This is a genomic window from Aeromonas sp. ASNIH4 (assembly GCF_002934425.1).
Taxonomy (GTDB): domain Bacteria; phylum Pseudomonadota; class Gammaproteobacteria; order Enterobacterales; family Aeromonadaceae; genus Aeromonas; species Aeromonas hydrophila.
Window position 1 is genome coordinate 1,709,218 of record NZ_CP026217.1, and the last position, 20,066, is coordinate 1,729,283.

Below are 20,066 nucleotides of genomic sequence, written 5' to 3' on the forward strand. Positions count from 1 at the left end.
GTCGGGCTCTCAGATTGATAGCCGGCAGCGGACGGCAGCGCGCCGTCTGGTTTCATCCGTAACCGAGGGCGTGATCCAAAGCAAGAAAGTAGGATGTTTTGGTGGCGCAGGGCCCTGCCGCTGGGGTAGTTTCGATAAAACCGACACAGATCCTGAGGTCTTATCCATGATCATCTATCTGCATGGCTTCGATGCCACCAGCCCGGGCAATCACGAGAAAGTGCTGCAGTTGCAGTTTATTGATGATGATGTGCGTTTCGTGCACTACAGCACGGTTCACCCCCGTCATGACATGAGCCACCTGCTCAAGGAAGTGAAGAAGCAGCTCGACATGAGCACCGATCCCAAACCCCTCATCTGCGGGGTGGGGCTGGGTGGGTACTGGAGCGAGCGCATCGGCTTCCTGTGCGGCATCAAGCAGGTGATCTTCAACCCCAACCTGCACCCCGAAATCACCATGCAGGGCAAGATCGACCGACCGGAAGAGTACGAGGATATCGGCACCAAATGTGTGTCTGAATTTCGTAGTAAAAATTCAGGAAATTGCCTCTGCATCCTTTCCGTTCAGGATGAAGTGCGCGATAATGGCGAAACTGAGCGTGAATTGAAGAATTATTACAACATCGTGTGGGATGAGCGAGAGACGCACAAGTTCAAGAACATCTCTCATCACCTGCAACAGATGAAGGCTTTCAAAGAAGCCTGATTGATCGTCACGTCATGGATTCAACTATCAAGGGAGCCGATGGCTCCCTTCGCTTTAATGGAACCGAGGTAATTAACCATGACCAATATTGTTGTCGTCGGCGGCGGTGCCGGCGGTCTGGAGCTGGCCACCAGCCTGGGCCGCAAGCTGGGCAAGAAGAACAAGGCCAAGATCACCCTGGTTGATCGCAACCGTACCCACCTGTGGAAACCCCTGCTGCACGAAGTGGCCACTGGCTCCATGGACGCGGGCATCGACGCCCTGAGCTACCAGTCCCACGCCAAGAATCACGGCTTCGACTTCCAGCTGGGAACCCTGACCGACATCAAGCGCGACGAGAAACGCATCGTGCTGGGGAAGATCGTCGACGATAACGGCGACATCGTGGTCAACGAGCGCGAGCTGCCCTACGACTACCTGGTGATGGCCATCGGTTCCGTCTCCAACGACTTCAACACCAAGGGCATCAAGGATCACTGCATCTTCCTGGACAGCCCCACCCAGGCGCACCGTTTCCACAACAGCATGATGAACCGCTTCCTGCAGTTCGCCACCGAATACCAGCCGGGCGACAAGGTGAAGATTGCCATCGTCGGCGGCGGCGCCACCGGGGTGGAGCTCTCCGCCGAGCTCTACAACGCGGTCGAGCAGCTCTATGCCTACGGCTTCAAGAACCTGACCACCGACAGCCTGAAGGTGACCCTGGTGGAAGCGGGCCCCCGCATCCTGCCGGCCCTGCCGGAGCGCATCAGCGGCGCTGCTCATCAGGAGCTGGTCAAGCTCGGCGTGGACGTGCGTACCGCCACCATGATCACCGAAGCGACAGCCGAAGGTCTGCACACCAAGGATGGCGAGCTGATTGAAGCGGACCTGATGGTGTGGGCGGCCGGTATCAAGGCGCCGGACTTCATGAAAGATATCGCCGGTCTTGAGACCAACCGCATCAACCAGCTGGTGGTGAAAGAGACCCTGCAGACCACTCGCGACGAGAACATCTTCGTCATCGGTGACTGCGCCGCCTGCCCGCAGCCGGACGGCAAGTTCGTGCCGCCGCGCGCCCAGTCCGCCCACCAAATGGCGACCCAGGCGTTCAAGAACATCCTGGCCAAGATGAACGGCGGCGAGCTCAAGCCCTACCTCTACCACGACCACGGTTCGCTGGTGTCCCTGAGCCGCTTCTCCACCGTGGGCAGCCTGATGGGCAACCTGATGCGCGGTTCCATGATGGTGGAAGGCTACATCGCCCGTCTGGTCTACATCTCGCTCTACCGGATGCACCAGATCGCCCTGCACGGCTACGTCAAGACCGGCCTCATCATGCTGGTGGGCCGCATCAACCGGGTGCTGCGCCCGACCCTGAAGCTGCACTAAGCCGCTTGGGGCAAACGTGGCGGGGCGGCAATGGCCCCGCGCACCATGAAACGCGCACTATGAAAAAGGAGAGGCCTTGGCCTCTCCTTTTTTGTGGCTGGGGTATCAGGAGGCGTCCACCTGCAGGGTGCGCACCTCGGTGAGGGCGGCGGTGAAGAACAGCCGCGCCAGCTCCGGATCCCCTTGCCCGGCATCGCGGGCGACGTTGGCAATGTCGCCGCCGAGCAGGGTGATGGTGTTGCCGACCTTGCTCACCCGATCGATGAGGGAGCCGAACTGCTGGGAGAAGGCCGTCGTCTGGCCGAGGAAGCCTTGCTGACGCTGGATCTGCCCCTCAATCTGGTTCACCTGTCCCTCCAGGCTGCTCACCTTGTTCTGGGTCTGCGTCAGGGTGACGGCCAGGGCGATGAGGCCCGGCAGCCCCAGCAATCCCAGCCCCAGCAGGTAGAGTTTTTTCTTGTTGAGGGAGTCGAGCTCCTGCCGGGCGCCATCCAGGTTGGATTGCAGCCCGGCGATGGTGGCTTGCAGCTCCACGCCGATCCGTTGCAACGCGATGTTGTCTTGCGTGATGCGATCGTTGGCGGTCTGGCTGGCGGTCAGGGTCTGGGCGGTCAGGGTCTGGATGGGGGCGATCTCCTGCTGGACCAGATCGACGAACGCCTTGAGCGCCTCGGGGTTGAAGGGGCCGGTATTGGCCAGCTGCTGGGTCAGTTGCTGCTCCAGGCGGGCAGCAAATGCCAGGACTTGCTGCTGCATGGTTTGCACCTGGGGCAGCAGGGCGGCAACCACCTCACCGACGTTTTGCTGGATGTTGACGGCGTTTTGCGGCAGACCGCTGAAGGACTGAATGGTCGCTTCGGCCTGCTGCATGTTGGCAATGGATTGGGAAAGAATGCCGTTGCTCATGGGGTCTCCTTGATGGAAGAGGGCGGCCAGGCCGCCCTCCCGTGGTTTAGGCGGCCAGGCGCGCCACGAAGTTGGCGATGGTGTCGGTCTGCGGCACTTGCAGCGGGCTCACCCCGGCCATCTGGGCCTTGATGGTGGTCACGTCGGTGAGCACCGTCTTGACCGTGGTGTCGGCGGCGGTCAGCCAGAGCTGGCGGATGTCGTCGCCGCTGGTGATCCCCTTGTCCAGGTCGGTGATCAGGCTGCCCAGATCGGAGGTGAGGGAGTCCCAGGCGTTGCTCATCTGGGTGGCGGCGGTGACGGCGTTTTGCGCCTGCACCTGCAGCCCCTTGTAGCCGTTGCCGATCTGGGTGGCGATCAGCACCTCGCTGTTGAGGCTGCTGCGTTTTTGGTACAGATCCTGACGGGCGCCCAGCGAGTTGTGCAGCACAATGGCGCCAGCCGTGATGCCGCCGGCCCCGGCCACCATCATGGCAACCCCGCCGATGACCACCGGGGTCGAGGTGCCGGCGGTGACGAAGTCAGCCACGGCACCGATGGCGGTGACGAAGGCGCCACCAATCACCAGCAGCCCCCCGGCGACGATGCCGGCGATGGCGCCGTCGATGGCCGCGTTCACCTTGTCGATGTCGCCGTTGAGCTGGGCGAGCACCCCGTTATCCCCCTGCACCTTGCTGTTGAGGTTCACCACGATCCCCTGGAAGTTGCTGGAGTCGGTGATGAGGTTGTTGTTGAGATTGACGATCACCAGGCGGGTGTCGGAGGAGAGGCGCTGATATTCGGTGGCCTGCTCCTTGATGACGCTCAGCTGCCTGAGCCACTGCGCCTTGGTAGAGCCAGGCGGCAGCACGGCCGGAATGGCGTTTTGCAGGGCAAAGTAGTTGGAGATGTTGCTGATGTTGGTGATGATCTGCGGCTGGATGGTATTGAGATAGAGGTCGGCGTGCCCCTTCGCCAGATCGAGCCCCTGGTTGATCTGGGTCTGGTTGTCCTTGAGGTTCGGGAACTGGCTGAAGTCCACCGGCACCTGCTGCTTGACGCTGTTGCAGTAGGTCTGGATCTGCATGGCTTGGGAAGCCTGGTTGGCCATACCCTGGTCCATGGTGATGGTTGTTGCGTTGGTCATTTGGCGTGTCCTTGCGTGGTGGGATTAAGCGTCGGGCAGGATGCCGTTGCCGGCGTAGGCTGCCTTGATGTCGTCAACCTGGCTCGAGAGCAGCTGCCAGGACTGGGTGTTGAGCGCCACGGTGCGCCGCAGCTGGCGTACGTCGTCGGGGCTGTTGAGGTCAGTGACCACGGGCACGGCCCCTTGATAGGCGTCGGCCACCTTCTGCCAGCCTGCGGGCAACTGGGTGACGGTGTCGGCAACCCGGCTGTAGGTGTCGACAAACAGCTGGTTTTGCGCCTGGACCGACTTGGCCACGCTCAGCAGGGTGTTGGTGGCAGCCAGTGCCTGATAGGCCTGGGCCAGCTTGTCGGTGTTGGTCTTGAGCTCGCGGGCCGCCTGGCTGGAGCCAGCGATGCCTGAGGAGAGCGCCTTGAGACCGGAGATCATGTACTGGGTCTGCTGATCGGTCTCTTTGGCTATCTCCTGCGACGTGGCGGGTTTGGCCCCCTTGTCGGCCGGTTTCTGCTCCAGTGTCAGCGAGGTGACGATGGCTCGCCCCAGCTGGTTGACCCCTTCACCGGCCTTGCCACCCTCATCGACGATCGCCTGGATATTGGCGGCGATAGCCTGGTTGAGGGTGTCAATGATCTCGGTCTGACGCTTGGCGTCGGCCATCAGATCCTGCTCGAGCTGGGTGATCACGCCGTTGAACTGGGTCATCAGGGGGCGCAGGGAGCCCCAGGCCACCTGCACGCGGGTATTGAGTGCCTGGGCATTGAGCCGGTAGCTCTGGGCCTGATCGACGAGGGACGTCAGTTGCTGTCCCAGCCGGGCTCCGCCCGCGAGAACGGCGGCGTCGTCTTCCTGACCCAGCAGGCGGTTGAACGCGGCGACCAGGGCGTAGAAGTTGGAGCCGTTGCTCAGCAGGTGGATAAGACCGGACAGGTTGGTCTGCTGGTAATAGCGTGCCTGATTCATCATCTGGGCCTGGTAGGCCTCGATTTTTACCGCGAGGGTGGAGTCGATCTCGCTATTGGCCAAGGACTGCTGCATCAACAGCAAGTTCGCATAGGTCTGGTTGAGCAGGGCGGGTGAGGTCGCCGACAGGTAGGCGGCCAGCAGACCTTGATCCCCCAGATCCAGGGTGGCGATCGTGGTCATGACATGGCCTCCATCGCGGTGTCGGCGAGCGGACTGGCGGGGGAACATGCCCCCAGTGCGAGGGTGGGGTGAGGTAGTCGGGTATCCTGCTGCATCATGCTGCTCTCCTCGTGACGAAGTGGGTCTGTCCCCGCGCTGGTGCCGGGACAGACTCACCCTAGGGAAAGGCAAAATGGGTCACAACTGATAGTTTTGTCACTTGATGTTTGAGCCGGATCGGCTAATGAAAGGGGCGTCTGCACGGGGCGTTTTGGCGGCCCGGCGTTACCTTTTGTCGATAACTTCTGCCGGTAAACAGGCCTGTCATCGGGCACTGGCTTCGGGATATGGGAGACGATCAGTCATGGTCTGGCTGGCACGTATCGAGTCTGCCTGCTTGCCTGGTCCCCTGCGCTGCTTTAGGCTGTCTCCCCAGTACACTCCACAAGGAAAGCAAGATGATCCTCTCAACCACTCCCACCCTGGAAGGCAAGACCATTCGCGAGTACCGCGGCATCGTCGTGGGCGAAGCCATTCTTGGCGCCAACGTGTTCAAGGATCTGTTCGCCGGCATCCGCGACATCATCGGCGGCCGCTCCGGCGCCTATGAAAAAGAGCTGGCCCGGGCCCGGGAAATCGCCTTCGACGAGCTCAAGGAGCGCGCCGCGGCACTGGGGGCCAATGCGGTGGTCGGCATCGACATCGACTACGAGGTGGTGGGACAAAGCGGCAGCATGCTGATGGTCAGCATCAGCGGAACCGCCGTGCTGGTTTAAGCCTGCGTCCCTGCTGTTGTGGCAAAGGCCGATAACCTGGTTATCGGCTTTTTTGTGGGTGCTGGCGGTGCCACTTCCCTGGCGATCAGCGGGAAAAGTGCAGATGTATGTTCATAACTTGTTGATTGTTATCTTTAATATTTTTTAATAATGGCCCGCTGCCGATTTCATATTTTTTAACTGGGCGGCGGTGAGCCGTCAGCACTAGAGTGATGTGCCATCAGGACGACATCCGGCACGGATGACATTTCATCTCTCTCAAGGCGTATCAAGATGCACAAGAAATCAGCTCTGTTGACCATCATCACCCTGGCCATCACCGCCCATGCCGGCAGCGTTGCGGCGGCCGTGCCCAACTTCAGCGCCAGCTGCCCCATGAATATCCAGGTCAAGGGAGAAGGGGGCAGCGTCTACATCAACGGCAAGAAGGCCACCCTGAAAACCGATGCCCCCAATGCCTATTCGGCCCAGAGCGGCAAGATCATGATCGGCATCACGTCAGATTCCGCCACCAGCGAGCCCAGCATCGACTACGCCATCAAGCACGACAACCGGGCCAACGGCCTCTGTACCGTGCAATCCTGGTCGGCGGGCAAGGCGGCCGCGTTGCCGATGGTCAAGGGAAACTCTCCCTATCAGGGCAAGTGGACCGCCAAGAACAGCGGGACCGGTCAGACCGTGGCCGAGATCCGGATCGATGGCAAGGAGCAGGTGTGGGTCAACGAGGTCAAGGTGAAGGCGAAGCGCACCGACGGTACCCTGCAGTTTCGTCAGGGGATGATCTTCTATACCCTGCAGGGCGATCCGCGAGTACGCAGCGAAAGCAGCTGGCAGGATACGGATGCCGGCTCGACCGGTCCGATCACGCTGGAATAACCGACAGTTCATCTCGAGGGGAACAGCGGTGCAGGCGATGGCTTGTGCCGCTTTTTTGTGTGGCCAAGAAAAAAAGGGGAAGCGGAGCCACGCGCCGGCCGACGACAGATCCCCACCGGTTGTCGACCTTGATGCTCTGCTTCCCCAAACGAGGTTACGGTTGGGTTGTGATGAGGGACGAGCCAGCCAGTTGCCCGGCGGCGTCACTCTCTGTCGGTGCTAGTTGAGCAGGGCGGCCTGATAGCCGGCGCACTTGCCCATCACGTAACCGAGCTCCAGCTTGTCGGGATCACGGGTAAAGCGGGAGACCGGGAAGTAGTCGGCCGGTGCTATCACCTCGATCTGGCAGTCCGCCGGCGGATGGGCGATGAAATCGAGCGCCCGGTTGTAGCTGCGATCCCGCTGTTCCAGCGCCTGCGCCAGGGCGGGGCGGGTTTTCAGCAGGGTGCGGATCATCCAGGGGAAGGGCATCGGCTTGAGCCGATAGCCGAGCGGCTCGGAGAGGATCACCGTCAGCTGACGGGCACCGCGCCGGTAGGCCTCGATCACCGGGATGGAGTCGGCCACCCCGCCATCGGTCATCGGCACCCCGTGCACCTCGGGATATTCGCGAGAGGCGAGGGGAATGGCGCAGCTGGCGGGCAGTACCTCGTTCATGTTCTCCGGTTTGACCCGGATGTACTCCGCCTTGCCAGTCAGGGTGTTGGTCACCACTGCGTAGAAGGGGATGCCGGTCTCCCGGTAGGCGTGAATATCGAGGGGGTACTTGCGGCAGCTGGTGTTCCATAGCCAGTGGATATCCACCAGATTGCCCCCCTTGGCAAAACGCAGCGGATCCATGAACTCCTGGCGGCAGGCCAGCTCGGTCAGGATGTCGTGGCTGCGACCATGCTGGCTGGCGAGATAGGCCAGCAGGTTGGTGGCACCCGCCGAGACGCCGATGGCAAAGTCAAACGGGCGATAGTCATGCTCGATGAAGGCATCCAGCACGCCGCTGGCAAATATGCCGCGCATGGCGCCGCCTTCGACAACCAGAGCGCTGGGGGATGGGTGTGTATTCATGACTGACGCCTCATCGATGATCCGGCCAAACAGAGCCGTATTAGAAAGGCCAGCAGCGGGCTGGCGAGCTGATTAGGTTTATTCTAGGCAGGGGATTTTGTTCGGTATATCTGTAAATTTTGAATCAGTCGTTTTGTTTTAATAAACAAAAGGGGTTGCTTGACTGCTTGTGAAGCAGGCCAGAAAGGGACTAGTATGGGGACGTTTTTATCCTCGACCCCGGGAAGGAGGGGCCCCATCATCTCTGTCAGGGAGTACGCAATTCATGGCTCTGCTCAAACCGCCGGGGCTCAAGCCCGGCGATACCATCGGCTTTTTTTCTCCCTCCAGTGCGGCCACCGCCTGGGCACCAAACCGCTTTGCCCGTGCCGGGGCGTTTCTGGAGGAGCAGGGCTTCAGACTCAAGGCGGGCAGCCTCACCGGCCAGCAGGATCACTGGCGATCCGGCTCCATCGCCGCCCGGGCCGAGGAGCTCAATGCCCTCATTCGCGATCCAGCGGTGCGCTGCATCATGTCGGTGATTGGCGGCAACAACTCCAACTCCCTGCTGCCCCACCTCGATTTCGATGCGCTCAAGCGCGATCCCAAGATAGTGATCGGTTACTCCGACGTGACGGCCCTGCTGCTCGGCATTCATGCCCGCACTGGCCTCGTCACCTTCTACGGGCCGGCGCTGGTGGCCTCTTTCGGCGAGCTCTCTCCGCTGGTGGACGAGACGCTGGCGGGCTTTCGCCAGATCTGCCAGGCCGGTGGCGCCGCCGTGCCCCACACAGTGCCGACCCCGGCGCAATGGACCGAGGAGCGGCTTGACTGGGAGAACCAGACCCGTGCCAAGCAGTGCCAACCAAACCGGCTGATCTCGGTGGGCTCCGGTCGGGTGCGGGGCCGGCTTATCGGTGGCAACCTCAATACGATGGCGGGGATCTGGGGCTCCCCCTATATGCCGGCCATCGAGCAAGGGGACATTCTGCTGCTGGAAGACAGCCTCCATTTGGCAGCGACGGTGGAGCGCTCGTTTGCCCACCTCAAGCTGTGCGGGGTGTTTGATCGCATCGGCGCCCTGGTGCTCGGCAAACACGAGCTGTTCGACTGTCAGGGCAGCGGCCGGCGGCCGCTCGATATCCTGCTGGAGGTGGTGGGGGAGCCGACCTTCCCCATTCTGGCTGAGTATGACTGTGCCCATACCCACCCCATGCTGACCCTGCCCCTTGGCATCGAGGCGATGCTGGATCTCGATGCCCAGCGTCTCACCCTGTGCGAGCCCTGGCTCGGCGAGTGAACCCGCTTTGGCTGCCATGGCCGCATCGGCACATAGACAAAGAGGTCGCCTGGGCGACCTCTTTGTCATCTGTCCCGCGGTAGCGGGGCTCAGGGCAGGGCGTCGGGCCGGAAGCTGGCGCGGATCTGCGGCACCAGGGGAGCGACATCGAATCCCTTCTCTTCTCCCAGCACCGGGTGGAGCAGGGCCAGATCCGGGATGGGGGTCATGTCGCCGGCCAGCAGCTGGCGAGTGGCCTGGCCCATCTGATAGAGCTGGCGCACCGGGGCAAACTGGGTCGCCAGATTGAGGGAGTCATCGGCGCGGGCAAAGGCCATCATGGGGATCTGGTAGCTGGCATCGCGGGGCGGCTTGTCGCCGTGAATGCCCTTGCCGGCGGACATCAGGAACGGCTGGTGATCGCCAAACGCCACCACCAGGTAGCGTTTGCCTGAGCGATCCAGGCTGGTCAGCAGATGCTCCAGCGACGCCATGGCATCCACCACGCCGGTGTAGTAGGTGTTGAGCAGCTGGCGATCGGCGTCGCTCTGATCCGGGCAGGCTTTGTCGAGCTGCTGGGCCTGGTAGCGATCCCCGTCGAAGGGGCCGTGCCCCTGCATGGTGACCGCGTAGGCAAACAGCGGTTTGTCATCCTGCTCGCTGCGCTTGAGCAGGTGGTCGACGAGGGCATCGTCCGAGATATAGAGCCCCTTGTGTTCGAGCGTGGAGAAGCGGGTATCGAACCAGCGCTCCTCATAGCCAAGGGCCGGGATCGCCTTGGCGCGGCCCCAGAATTTCTCCACATAGGGGTGGGCAAACAGGGTCTGGTAGCCACTTTGCTTCGCACTTTGCGCCAGACCCGGCACCTGCTCCGAGAGGTAGTAGTAGGGCACCACCCCCTGTTTGAGCAGCCCTACCGGCAGACCGGTGTTCATCTCGAACTCCGCCAGTACCGTCATGCCGCCGGTGGTGGGGGAGTGGATGGTCTTGTGCCACTGTTGCACGCTGGCCGGCAGGCTCAGGGTGGGGGGCGGCGCGCAGATCTTGCCCTGCCAGCCGAGCCAGAGAGATTCATATTGCAGCACGATCACCAGATCGAAGCGGGGCGGCTGGCTCAGGCTGACGTGGCTGAGCTGAGGGGTGAACTCGTTGATCTGCAAGGGATAGCGAAACACGCTGCCACTTTGCAGCATCTCGTCCACCAGGTTGAACAGATAGAGGCCGGGCCCCGAGCGGATGATGTCCCTGTGGTAGTTGACCGCTCTGTCCACGTAGCGAATGTTGTGCCCCAGCAGCTTGTTGCCGGTCTGGGTGGCGAACACGCACAGCGCAAAGAAGGCGGCGGTGGCGGCCATGGTGCGCAGGATCCAGCGCGACAGGGCGAAGCGCCAGCACAAGAAGAGGGCGAGCGCACCGCCCAGCAGCGGCAGCACCGGGTGCTGCTCCAGCAGGATGCGCAGCAGCGCCACCAGGTTGCCGAGATCGTCCCCCCCGAGCGGTACCCCGTAGATGGCGATCTTCATGAAATTTGCCAGCAGCCCGATGCCGGACAGCGCCGTGAACACCAGCCCCATGTAGAGGTTGAAGCCCGCCAGCGCGCAGAGGCTCCAGCCCAGCACCATGCTGCCCCAGGCCAGGTAGTAGTGCTCCGGGCGAAAGCCTGACCAGAGCAGAAACTCCCCCAGCTTGAACACCACGAAGCCGTGCAGCAGCACGAAGGTGAGGTTGCCGAGCAGCAGGCTGCCGGCGATGCGCCAGCGCAGATTGCGCCTGAGGGTGGGCAGCACCACCTTCAGCACGGCGGCGCTCAGGGCCAGCACCAGCAGCAGACTGGTGCAGAGATAGGTGAGGTTGAAACCCCGCTCCGGCAGGGTTTGCAGGATCTGGCTGAATTCACCGCTCTCGGGTCTCTCCTTGAGCAGCAGGCCGATCCGCAGCTGATAGCGGCTGGCCAGGGCGTCGTCGGGGGCGCGCAGGGTGCTGTTGAGATCCAGGGTACAGCGCCCCTTGCGGCACTGCTGGCGCTTGTCCACCGGCTGGCTCAGCTGATCGATGCGCTCACCCCTCTCATTGAGCAGCTCCACCCTGACCTTGTCACCCTCCTGCAGCGGCCCGCGCAACTGCCACTGGCTGCGAACCACCAGATAGAGGCCGCGGCTGTCGCTCTTGTAGAGCAGGGCGTGACGGGTGAGGGTGGCGATGGGGTTGTCCGCCGGCCCCAGCACCAGCGGCTGGGCCCGGCCGAGCCAGCTGGCGGGGTTGATCTGCGGCAGCAACAGGGTCAGCAGCAGCAGCGCGGCCAGCAGGGCGAGCAGCACGGCGGGCAGAGCGGGCACCCTGGCTGACAAGCGCGCTGAAGTGGGGGCTTTCATATGGGCTCATCCTTTGAGCGAGTGACGATGAAATATGGCTGCTGCCTTTAATTTGACCCGATGGTGATGGGCTTATTCCTTGTTGTCAATTTAATGACCGAACAATGAACATTACGTGACCGTGAAACCATGCAAACTGTGATCCCGATCCGGGGGCCGCACTCATTCTGTGATGAAAGCGTCATCATGGCGCTTTGCCACTGGCCTGCCTCTGCCTTGCTGCTTAGTCTCTCAATATGGATGGAGGTACATGTATGAATCCCAAAGTAGCGGCACGTCAGGCAAGATTGCTCCGCATGCTGGAGAGCAAACAGGAGATCCGGATCGGGCGCGAGCAGGACTGTCCCTTGTCCGTGGCCAAGCTGGTGCGACTCAAGGAGGATCATCCAGCGGTGCTCAAGGTCTATCGTCACGGCCTCACCGCCGAGGTGTTCCACCTCAAGGTGGAGGGACATCACTGGTGCCTGAAGCGGCGCCGGCACGACTCCCTGGTGGCCAACGTGGACGGCAGAACCGCCTTCCTGACCGAGCTGGAGCGCCGCCGCGAGATAGAGGCCCTGCGGGAGTTGCACCCCACCATCCTGGCCAACGTGGTCTGTACCTGTTTTGGCTCGGCCCGGGCCGGCGTGCTGGTCTCCCCCTGGCTGCGGGGCGTGCCGGTGCATGCACTGAACGAGCGCAACCTGGCGCAGATGCTGGCGGTGCAGGCGGAGCTGGCCCATTGGGGCTGGTTCGACTGGGATCCGAGCCCCGGCAACCTGCTCGACGACGGTCAGCAGATCAGCGTGTTCGACTTTGGCTACATGTGGCCCTTTGACCCCCGCCATGAATTCAACTCCAACGGCCTCACCGATCCCGCATTTCACGTGCCGGAGCGGCTGGAGACCCGCACCCTCTCGGGCCTGTGGCTCGACGAGCCGGATCCGCTGCCGCAGTTTCGCTACTGGCGCGGCCTGTGTATCAATTGGGCGCAGCGGGAGCTGCAACACCTGACCCGGGAGGGGGCGAGTGCGCCGGTGCTTGCCCGCTTGCAGAGCCTGCTGGGGGAGTGGCGCTCGGCGCTGGCCAGCGAGGAAGCGCTCGCCGCCAACTGGTGGCGCGACATGTATCGCAGCCATCGGCTCGACATTGCCGACGATCTCAGCGGCAAGAGCTGCGGTCCGCTTACCCTGCGCCGGCTCGACTGGTTGCAGCAGGCGGTGACCGAGCATTTCGCCGAGCTGGTGGACAACCTGGGCCCCGACGAGGCGGGCTTAAGTCAGGTGGCGCTGCTGAGCCGGCTGGAAGGGCTGCGCGAGGAGATCCGGGCCAACCTGCTGCCGGTACCGACCCTGGTGGGCTAGGGAGAACCGCACTTAGGTTTCATCTGCGTATCACCCTATATAAAGAGAGGGGCCAGCCGGCCCCTCTCTTTATTTCCATGCTGTGCCTGCACAATCAGTCGAGCAGCTCCTGGTGGAGGCGGTTGACGATGTGGCCCGCCTCGTCCTCCTTGACCAGGAAGCAGAGGTTGTGGGCGCTGGCGCCGTAACAGATCATGCGGATGTTGTGCTCGCGAATGGCGTCAAAGACCTGACTGCCCACCCCGGCCGCTTCGCTCATCCGGTTGCCGATGAGCGCCACCAGCGCCAGCCCCGTCTCCACCTGCACCTTGCACAGCTGGCCAAGCTCCGCCAGCACCTTGTCGCCGAGGATGGGCTCGCCATTGCTCTGGCTGCCGGTGTGATCCAGGGTGAGCGACACGCTCACCTCCGAGGTGGTGATGAGATCCACCGAGATGCGGTGGCGGGCCAGGATGCCGAACACCTCGGCCAGAAAACCGTAGGCGTGGAACATGTTGAGGCTGTGCAGGGTGACCAGTACCTGGTTGCGGCGCAGGGCCACGGCGCGAAACAGCGGATTGGTGCGAGTGCTGGCGCGGATCCAGGTGCCGCCGGCAGCCGGATCCTTGCTGGAGCCGACAAACACCGGGATGTCCTGGCGCACCGCCGGCTGCAAGGTGGCCGGGTGCAGCACCTTGGCGCCGAAGGTGGCCATCTCGGCTGCCTCCACGAAGCTAATCTCGGGGATGGGGCGGGCCCGGGTGACCAGGCGCGGATCCGTGGTGTAGATGCCGGGCACGTCGGTCCAGATTTCGATGGTTCCGGCGTCGAGCGCTTCGGCCAAGAGGGCCGCGCTGTAATCGGAGCCGCCCCGGCCCAGGGTGGTGGTGCGCCCATCGCCGTCGGCACCGATAAAGCCCTGGGTGATGATGAGGCTGTCGCCAAGCAGGGGGCCCAGCGCGGCCTGGCAGAGGGCGCGGGTGGCGGCCAGATCCACGCTGGCCTTGCCAAAGCGGCTGTCGGTGCGCAGCAGCTGGCGCGCATCCTGCCAGCAGGCTTTCACGCCGCGCTGGCGCAGCAGTTCGGTAAAGAGGCGGGTGGACATCAGCTCGCCGCAGGCGATGAGCCTGTCTGCCAGCTCGGCATCGGTGTGCAGATGGGCCTGGCGTGCCATGGTGCGGATCTCGCCGAGCTGGCCGTGGATGAGGTCGCTCAGATCGCCTGGGTCGCCCAGCTCCGTCAGAATGGCCTGCTGGATCTCGGTGAGCCTGGCCAGTTGCGCCTCCTGGCCCGCCTCGTCCAGATCGCCCTGAGCCAGTGCCACCAGCAGGTTGGTGACGCCGGCGCTGGCGCTCAGCACTACCACCCGGGTGGCCGGGTTGGCCAGCACCACATCGGCGCAGTTGTTCATGGCCGCCGCGTTGGCGACGCTGGTTCCGCCAAACTTGGCGACATTGATCGGGCTCATTGCTTACTCCTGTCTTAATATGAAAATCCGGATCCATCGGGCAAAAAGAGAGGAGGAGGCTAAAAATGGCAGGAATGATCGAAGCTATCCCGGCCAGAAGCACTCCACCCGCAGAGCCCATCCCGTACCCGCCCCTGACGGGGCGCGGTGGGGGATGACCACTACCGATGACAACCCGGGGGATTCAGCCCCCGCAGCCGACACTGAGGTATCCAGTTGCCTCAGATGTCTCGGCGCTGCTCCCCCTGACCCAAGTTCACCGGACACTGGTGTCCTCCCTCGGGCTGCCTGGGCAGCGCTCCTCTTCTGGCTCCACCAGGGCGGTGGAGTGCATTTAGAAATACCTTGCGTTGGATTGCACTGTCAATCGAGTTTGTGAAAAAGTTCAAAAAGTCAGCCAAGGCAACGCAAAATCAATGGCTTATACGATTGTCTTTGACAAAACCTTGGAGCGACGCTGCCAGTTGTAGAGGCGCTGGCGTGCCACCGGCAGATCTTCCACCTCCAGCGGATCGAAGCCCCGTTCCCGGAACCAGTGGATGGAGCGGGTGGTGAGCACGAACAGGCGGCGGATGCCGAGCCGTTTCGCCCGCTCGGCCACCTTGGCCACCAGCTGATCCCCCCGGTTGGAGTTGCGGTAGTCGGGGTGGATGGCGACGCAGGCCATCTCCGCCATCGCCTCTTCCATGAAGCAGTAGAGCGCCGCGCAGCCGATGATGAGACCGTCGCGCTCTATGATGGTGAACTTGTCGATCTCCATCTCCAGCTGCTCGCGGGAGCGGCGTACCAGAATGCCTTCCTCCTCCAGCGGGCGGATGAGATCCAGGATGCCACCGATGTCTTCGATGGTGGCGGCGCGCGCCTGCTCGGCACTTTCCCGCACGATCTGGGTGCCGAGGCCGTCGCGGCTGAACAGCTCCTGCAGCATGGCGCCGTCATCCTGATAGCTCACCAGGTGGGAGCGGGGCACGCCGCCGCGGCAGGAGGCGATGGCCGCGCGCAGGTAGCGGGCGGTGCCGGACATCTCTTCCCCTGCCTGCTCCAGCTCTACCAGCAACTCTTCGGCCTGCTCGGGGAAGAGTTCGGAGATGGCCTCGCCGTGGCGGTCCATCACCCCCTGGGTGCTGCTGAAGCAGATGAGTTTGTCTGCTTTGAGGTCCACCGCCACCCGGCGGGCCACCTCTTCCGAGCTCAGGTTGAAGCTCTCGCCGGTGACCGAGCAGCCGATGGGGGAGATGAGCACCAGGCTCTTCTGATCCAGCTGGCGGGTGATCCCTTCCACGTCGATGCGGCGCACCCGACCGCTGTGGCAAAAATCGATACCGTCATCCACCCCGAGCGGCTGGGCGGTGACGAAGTTGCCGCTCACCACGCTGATGCGGGCACCCTGCATGGGGGTGTTGGCGAGCCCCATGGAGAGCTGGGCTGTGATGTCGTACTGCAAGCCACCGCACACCTGCTTGATGATGGCGAAGCTTTCGTCATCGGTGACCCGGATGCGCTTGTGGTAGTGGGCCTCGATGCCGGCACGGGCCAGCGCCTCGTCGTTCTGCGGACGGGAGCCGAATACCAGCACCAGGCGAATGCCCAAGGTCTGCAGCAGGGCGATATCGCTGACGATGTTGGCGAAATTGGGGTGGCAGAGGGCTTCCCCCCCCATCATCAGCACGAAGGTGGCGCCTCTGTGCACATTGACGTAGGGGGTAGACTGCCGAAAGGCATAGACCAGGCTGGGTTCGCGTTCACGCACTTGAGGCTTCTTCCATAAAAAAACAGCAATGGGCTCAATATATGAAAATAAATGCACAAATCAAGATTAAATATTGATTTGGCGCGATTTTGTCATCGGGACGGCCTGGCGGCCCGAACAGCGGCGACACCAGGCAGGGCAGGGGTGTCAGCGGTATGACGGTGCGCCTCAGGTTGATCCCGGCCCATAAACTGTTATCTTCGATATTCCTTTTCGTCAGCTGTGCGATCGCACAGGTTTTTATACAAGGACAGGGTGCATGGAACAGATTATTTCGCCGGCAGACGCGCTGCCGGGACGCCGCGAGGCGATGGTGATTGGCCAGCAGCATGCGGTCAATGGTCACCCGACTCAGGGACCCTGGCCTGAAGGGATGGCGGTGGCCTGGTTCGGGATGGGCTGCTTCTGGGGTGTGGAACGCCTGTTCTGGCAACAGCCCGGGGTCTACTCCACCGCCGCCGGCTATCAGGGCGGGGTGACCCAGAATCCCACCTACAAGGAGGTGTGCAGCGGATTGACCGGCCATGCCGAGACGGTGCAGGTGGTGTTTGATCCCAAGGTGATCAGCTACGGCGACCTGCTCAAGCTGTTCTGGGAGCAGCACGATCCGGCCCAGGGCATGCGCCAGGGTGGCGACATCGGCACCCAGTACCGTTCCGTCATCTTCTTCGGGGACGACACCCAGGAGGCGATTGCCCAGCAGAGTCTGGCCGCCTACCAGCAGGCGATGACGGCCAGCGGTGACGGGCGCACCATCACCACCCGCATTCTGCCGCTGGCTCCCTTCTATTACGCCGAGGATTACCATCAGCAATATCTGGAGAAGAATCCGGACGGGTATTGCGGCCTGGGTGGCATCGGCGTCTGCCTGCCACCGAGCCTCAACCGCTAGGTGAAGATGACGGGTATCTGTTACTTGTCATTGATTGAAAAAGAAAAAGGCCGCGTTTGCGGCCTTTTTATCGGGCTTTGTCAGGAGAGTGAAAAAAATCATAAAAAAATGTGTCATGGGCGGGAACTAAATTGAACCCGCTTTGCCTAACCTAGTAGCCACCATGGATGGCGGCTAAGACCAGACACATTTCTTGCCTCGAAAATTCATAAAAGTCATTGAAAAGCTTGATGAGTTGAAATGATAGCAAGCAGGGCTGCCCGTTGAAGGCGGCCCTTTTCATGTTTGCGGTGCGGACAAATTTGCGAGGGAGTGACGAACTTGGCGTTCGCCATTGTGATCAGCTGATGGCGCCGTCAAACAGGTTCTTGATGAGATCGATGAACTCTTCGAGGAAGGCTTTCTGCTCCGGGGTCGGGGCGCGCAGCCAGACGGCGGAGAGCACCTCTTCCAGATCGGCCACTACCGCATCGGCTTCTTGCATGATCACGAAGCGCAATTTGGGATCGAGCTGCGGGTTCTGCTCGCAGATGGCCATCAGGTTGCTGGCCACCCGGCCGCTCACCAGATCTTCGATGGTCTGTTCACCACTGCTCTGTTGCTGGGTTTCAAACAGTCCCAGACTCTCCACCAGATACTCAATCAGGGCGATATAGCCTTCGCTTTCTACAACCATGGCGGCCTCAATCCTCAACAATACGAAAAAACTGTGCGTATTTTAGTGGCTGGACCTAGCTTGGCAAGCGGCAGTGCAGGCGATAACGGATAAAACCGACCCCGCCGCGCTCCACACTCTCCAATCCGGTCAGCTCAAAGCCATACCGTAAAAATAGCCCATAGCTGAAGGCGCTGGCTTCCGTTGTCAGCTGTGTGAGTCCGAGCCGTTTTGCCTCGGCGAGGGCCGCAGCCAGCAGCAGGCCGCCATAGCCCCGGCGCGGGTGATCGGCGCTCACATAGAGCAGGCTGAGGTGGCCATCCTGGCTCAGGGTGACAAAACCGAGTGGCTCACCGCCTTGCTCCAGCACCCAGCCATGGTGCTCGCGCAGCTGGCCGGCAAAGCCGGGATGATGGGCGCCGAGGGCCCACTGCTCCACCTGCTCCGGGCTGTAGTGCTGCGGGCCAATCCTTCGCACCGACTGCTCGAACAGGGCGCAAAGGGCGGGGATGTGCTGCTCGTTCAGCTGAACGAGCCTGGGCTCTGCCGCCATGGCGGGGTTCATCGCTGCAGCGCCTGCGGGCGCTTGGCTTTGGGCAGACCGGCCACCACCCGCTCGTAGGAGTGATGCACCCAGCCTTGCCAGAGATCGTCGGCCAGGCTGTCGCTGAAGGTGACCGTGTTCCAGTGCTGCTTGTTCATGTGCCAGCCCGATTTGACCTCGGGGTGGAGTTCGCGCAGCAGCAGGGCCAGCTCGGGTTCGCACTTGAGGTTCAGCCGCAGCGGCTCGGCCTGCCAGTCCAGCAGGGCAAACATCTTGCCGGCGATGCGATAGACCAGGATCTCTGGGCCGAAGGGGGTATCCTCCTGAGCGCCCGGCAGGGTCAGCAGAAAGGATCTCAAACGGGTCAACTCCATGGTCATGCTCCTCGCCGCTTGCGGTGCAAACGTATTAGTCGGGTGAAAAAATCTGCTAAGATGCGCGCCTACTATACCCCAATGCCGTTGATGAGGGAGTCGCAAGATGCTGTATCACAAGACCTTCGAGCTGGGTCCCGAGCGGGATTGGGTAGTATTCGTGCACGGGGCGGGCGGCAGCTCCTCCATCTGGTTCAAGCAGCTGCGCGCCTATCGCGAACACTTCAACGTGCTGCTGCTGGATCTGCGCGGCCACGGCCAGTCCCACAAGCTGCAGCAGGTGATCAAGGGCCACTACAGCTTTCGGGCGGTGACCGAGGATATCCTGCAACTGCTCGATCATCTCAACATTCGCCGCGCCCACTTTGTCGGCATCTCCCTTGGCACCATCCTCATTCGCCATCTGGCGGAGCTCTGTCCCGAGCGGGTCAAGAGCATGGTGCTGGGCGGCGCCATTCTGCGGCTCGACATCCGCTCGCGGGTGCTGGTGCAGCTCGGCCGCCTCGGCCAGCACATCCTGCCTTACATGTGGCTATACCGGTTGTTTGCCTTCATCATCATGCCCCGTCAGCACCATCAGGAGTCGCGCAACCTGTTCGTGCGCGAGGCGCGCAAATTGTGCCAAAAAGAGTTCAAGCGCTGGTTTCGCCTCGCCACCGAGGTGAACCCCCTGATGCGCTACTTCAAGGAGCGGGCCCTGCCCATTCCGACCCTCTATGTGATGGGGGAGGAGGATCACATGTTCCTGGCGCCGGTGCGCGAGCAGGTGGCGCGTGATCCCTACAGCCGGCTCGAGATCATCGACGGTTGCGGCCACGTCTGCAACGTGGAGCGGCCCGAGCACTTCAACCGCCAGTCGCTGGCTTTTCTCACCGCCCAGCCCGGCTGAATCGGCGCCAGCCGTCGATTTGATGCGGCCCTGGTGGCTTGATCCTGCGAGGTCATGTCAGGTTTTGGCCGCCAATTTCCGGGTGCTAGTCCACTACTACCCGGCCGGCTGAGCCCTTGGTTACCCTGTGACTCCCATCACCAAGGAGTCCCTATGACCAAACTCGTCCACACCATGATCCGGGTTCGCGACCTGGATAGATCCGTGCGTTTCTACCGCGAGGCCCTCGAGCTGGCGGTGCGGGATCACTTTCCCTTCGACGGTTTTTCCCTCACCTACCTCGCCAATGACCAGAGTGGCTTCGAGCTCGAATTGACGCACAACCAGGGCCAGGCCGAGCCCTATCGCCACGGCAACGGCTACGGCCATCTGGCGGTGACGGTGGAAGACATCGAGGCGGCGCATCAGCGTCTGACGGCACTGGATCTGGCCCCTGCACCGGTCAAGGCGATGTACCATGAGGGCACCCTGCTGGCCCGGCTGTTCTTTTTGACCGACCCCGACGGTTACCAGATCGAGTTCATCGAGCGGGCCGGCCGCTTCGCCTGAGCTTGAAGCGTGGAATAAGAAGGGGCCGCAGCCCGGTGCTGCGGCCCT

At 62.2% G+C, this 20,066-nt stretch carries 19 protein-coding genes and 1 riboswitch; of the genes, 9 read left to right on the forward strand and 10 right to left on the reverse strand.

Features of this window, described 5'->3' with window-relative positions:
- Nucleotides 1–166 precede the first annotated feature (166 nt).
- Together ycfP and C2U40_RS07950 are read left to right on the forward strand one after the other, a co-directional pair.
- The gene (gene ycfP / locus C2U40_RS07945) at nt 167–706 is read left to right on the forward strand and encodes an alpha/beta hydrolase YcfP (RefSeq protein WP_016351064.1); all 540 of its coding nucleotides are present in this window, start codon (nt 167–169) and stop codon (nt 704–706) included.
- A gap of 78 nt (nt 707–784) precedes the next feature.
- Nucleotides 785–2,077 carry an NAD(P)/FAD-dependent oxidoreductase gene (locus C2U40_RS07950; RefSeq protein WP_044800224.1) on the forward strand — a complete coding sequence of 431 codons (1,293 nt, stop codon included), beginning with the start codon at nt 785–787 and terminating at the stop codon, nt 2,075–2,077.
- 105 nt (nt 2,078–2,182) lie between these two features.
- On the opposite strand, the gene C2U40_RS07955 is transcribed toward C2U40_RS07950, so the two are convergent.
- The 3 genes from C2U40_RS07955 to C2U40_RS07965 are packed head-to-tail and all read right to left on the reverse strand — an operon-like array spanning nt 2,183 to nt 5,252.
- Entirely contained in the window at nt 2,183–2,983 is an 801-nt protein-coding gene (locus C2U40_RS07955; RefSeq protein ID WP_060390297.1) for a hypothetical protein, read from the reverse strand.
- Nucleotides 2,984–3,029: 46 nt separating this feature from the next.
- The gene (locus C2U40_RS07960) at nt 3,030–4,109 is read right to left on the reverse strand and encodes an HBL/NHE enterotoxin family protein (protein ID WP_016351061.1); all 1,080 of its coding nucleotides are present in this window, start codon (nt 4,107–4,109) and stop codon (nt 3,030–3,032) included.
- Nucleotides 4,110–4,133: 24 nt separating this feature from the next.
- Nucleotides 4,134–5,252 carry a hypothetical protein gene (locus C2U40_RS07965; RefSeq protein ID WP_181014957.1) on the reverse strand — a complete coding sequence of 373 codons (1,119 nt, stop codon included), beginning with the start codon at nt 5,250–5,252 and terminating at the stop codon, nt 4,134–4,136.
- Between the two features lie 437 nt (nt 5,253–5,689).
- On the opposite strand from C2U40_RS07965, the gene C2U40_RS07970 reads away from it, so the two are divergent.
- A complete protein-coding gene (locus C2U40_RS07970; RefSeq protein ID WP_011706400.1) occupies nt 5,690–6,007 on the forward strand; it encodes a heavy metal-binding domain-containing protein in 318 nt (105 codons plus the stop codon).
- Nucleotides 6,008–6,280: 273 nt separating this feature from the next.
- Entirely contained in the window at nt 6,281–6,883 is a 603-nt protein-coding gene (locus tag C2U40_RS07975; protein ID WP_103829108.1) for a hypothetical protein, read from the forward strand.
- A 219-nt stretch (nt 6,884–7,102) separates the two neighbouring features.
- On the opposite strand, the gene C2U40_RS07980 is transcribed toward C2U40_RS07975, so the two are convergent.
- Nucleotides 7,103–7,945: a patatin-like phospholipase family protein gene (locus tag C2U40_RS07980; protein WP_103829109.1), complete on the reverse strand. Its 843-nt coding sequence runs from the start codon at nt 7,943–7,945 to the stop codon at nt 7,103–7,105.
- A gap of 265 nt (nt 7,946–8,210) precedes the next feature.
- Between C2U40_RS07980 and C2U40_RS07985 the strand changes: the two genes are divergently transcribed.
- Entirely contained in the window at nt 8,211–9,224 is a 1,014-nt protein-coding gene (locus tag C2U40_RS07985; protein ID WP_103829110.1) for a S66 family peptidase, read from the forward strand.
- Nucleotides 9,225–9,313: 89 nt separating this feature from the next.
- Here C2U40_RS07985 and C2U40_RS07990 read toward each other — a convergent pair whose 3' ends face one another.
- A complete protein-coding gene (locus C2U40_RS07990; protein WP_103829111.1) occupies nt 9,314–11,575 on the reverse strand; it encodes an LTA synthase family protein in 2,262 nt (753 codons plus the stop codon).
- Nucleotides 11,576–11,829: 254 nt separating this feature from the next.
- Between C2U40_RS07990 and C2U40_RS07995 the strand changes: the two genes are divergently transcribed.
- Nucleotides 11,830–12,918: a hypothetical protein gene (locus tag C2U40_RS07995; protein ID WP_103829112.1), complete on the forward strand. Its 1,089-nt coding sequence runs from the start codon at nt 11,830–11,832 to the stop codon at nt 12,916–12,918.
- A 94-nt stretch (nt 12,919–13,012) separates the two neighbouring features.
- On the opposite strand, the gene lysC is transcribed toward C2U40_RS07995, so the two are convergent.
- Together lysC and argA are read right to left on the reverse strand one after the other, a co-directional pair.
- Nucleotides 13,013–14,365: a lysine-sensitive aspartokinase 3 gene (lysC, locus tag C2U40_RS08000; RefSeq protein ID WP_017408119.1), complete on the reverse strand. Its 1,353-nt coding sequence runs from the start codon at nt 14,363–14,365 to the stop codon at nt 13,013–13,015.
- A gap of 89 nt (nt 14,366–14,454) precedes the next feature.
- Nucleotides 14,455–14,679: riboswitch (Lysine riboswitch) on the reverse strand.
- A 107-nt stretch (nt 14,680–14,786) separates the two neighbouring features.
- A complete protein-coding gene (argA, locus tag C2U40_RS08005) occupies nt 14,787–16,115 on the reverse strand; it encodes an amino-acid N-acetyltransferase (RefSeq protein WP_103829113.1) in 1,329 nt (442 codons plus the stop codon).
- Between the two features lie 259 nt (nt 16,116–16,374).
- On the opposite strand from argA, the gene msrA reads away from it, so the two are divergent.
- On the forward strand, nt 16,375–17,007 hold the full coding sequence (msrA, locus tag C2U40_RS08010; RefSeq protein ID WP_024944924.1) for a peptide-methionine (S)-S-oxide reductase MsrA: 633 nt from the start codon (nt 16,375–16,377) through the stop codon (nt 17,005–17,007).
- 340 nt (nt 17,008–17,347) lie between these two features.
- Here the strand turns inward: msrA and C2U40_RS08020 are convergent, their stop codons facing one another.
- The 3 genes from C2U40_RS08020 to C2U40_RS08030 are packed head-to-tail and all read right to left on the reverse strand — an operon-like array spanning nt 17,348 to nt 18,580.
- The gene (locus C2U40_RS08020) at nt 17,348–17,683 is read right to left on the reverse strand and encodes a DUF3802 family protein (protein WP_024944925.1); all 336 of its coding nucleotides are present in this window, start codon (nt 17,681–17,683) and stop codon (nt 17,348–17,350) included.
- A gap of 55 nt (nt 17,684–17,738) precedes the next feature.
- Complete coding sequence (locus C2U40_RS08025) at nt 17,739–18,227, reverse strand: GNAT family N-acetyltransferase (RefSeq protein WP_103829114.1); 489 nt, start codon at nt 18,225–18,227, stop codon at nt 17,739–17,741.
- On the reverse strand, nt 18,224–18,580 hold the full coding sequence (locus C2U40_RS08030) for an MmcQ/YjbR family DNA-binding protein (RefSeq protein ID WP_103829115.1): 357 nt from the start codon (nt 18,578–18,580) through the stop codon (nt 18,224–18,226). Before C2U40_RS08030 ends, C2U40_RS08025 begins: the two co-directional genes overlap by 4 nt.
- Nucleotides 18,581–18,686: 106 nt before the next feature.
- Between C2U40_RS08030 and C2U40_RS08035 the strand changes: the two genes are divergently transcribed.
- Nucleotides 18,687–19,469 carry an alpha/beta fold hydrolase gene (locus C2U40_RS08035; RefSeq protein ID WP_005302068.1) on the forward strand — a complete coding sequence of 261 codons (783 nt, stop codon included), beginning with the start codon at nt 18,687–18,689 and terminating at the stop codon, nt 19,467–19,469.
- A 153-nt stretch (nt 19,470–19,622) separates the two neighbouring features.
- Entirely contained in the window at nt 19,623–20,018 is a 396-nt protein-coding gene (locus tag C2U40_RS08040; RefSeq protein WP_103829116.1) for a VOC family protein, read from the forward strand.
- Nucleotides 20,019–20,066 lie beyond the last annotated feature (48 nt).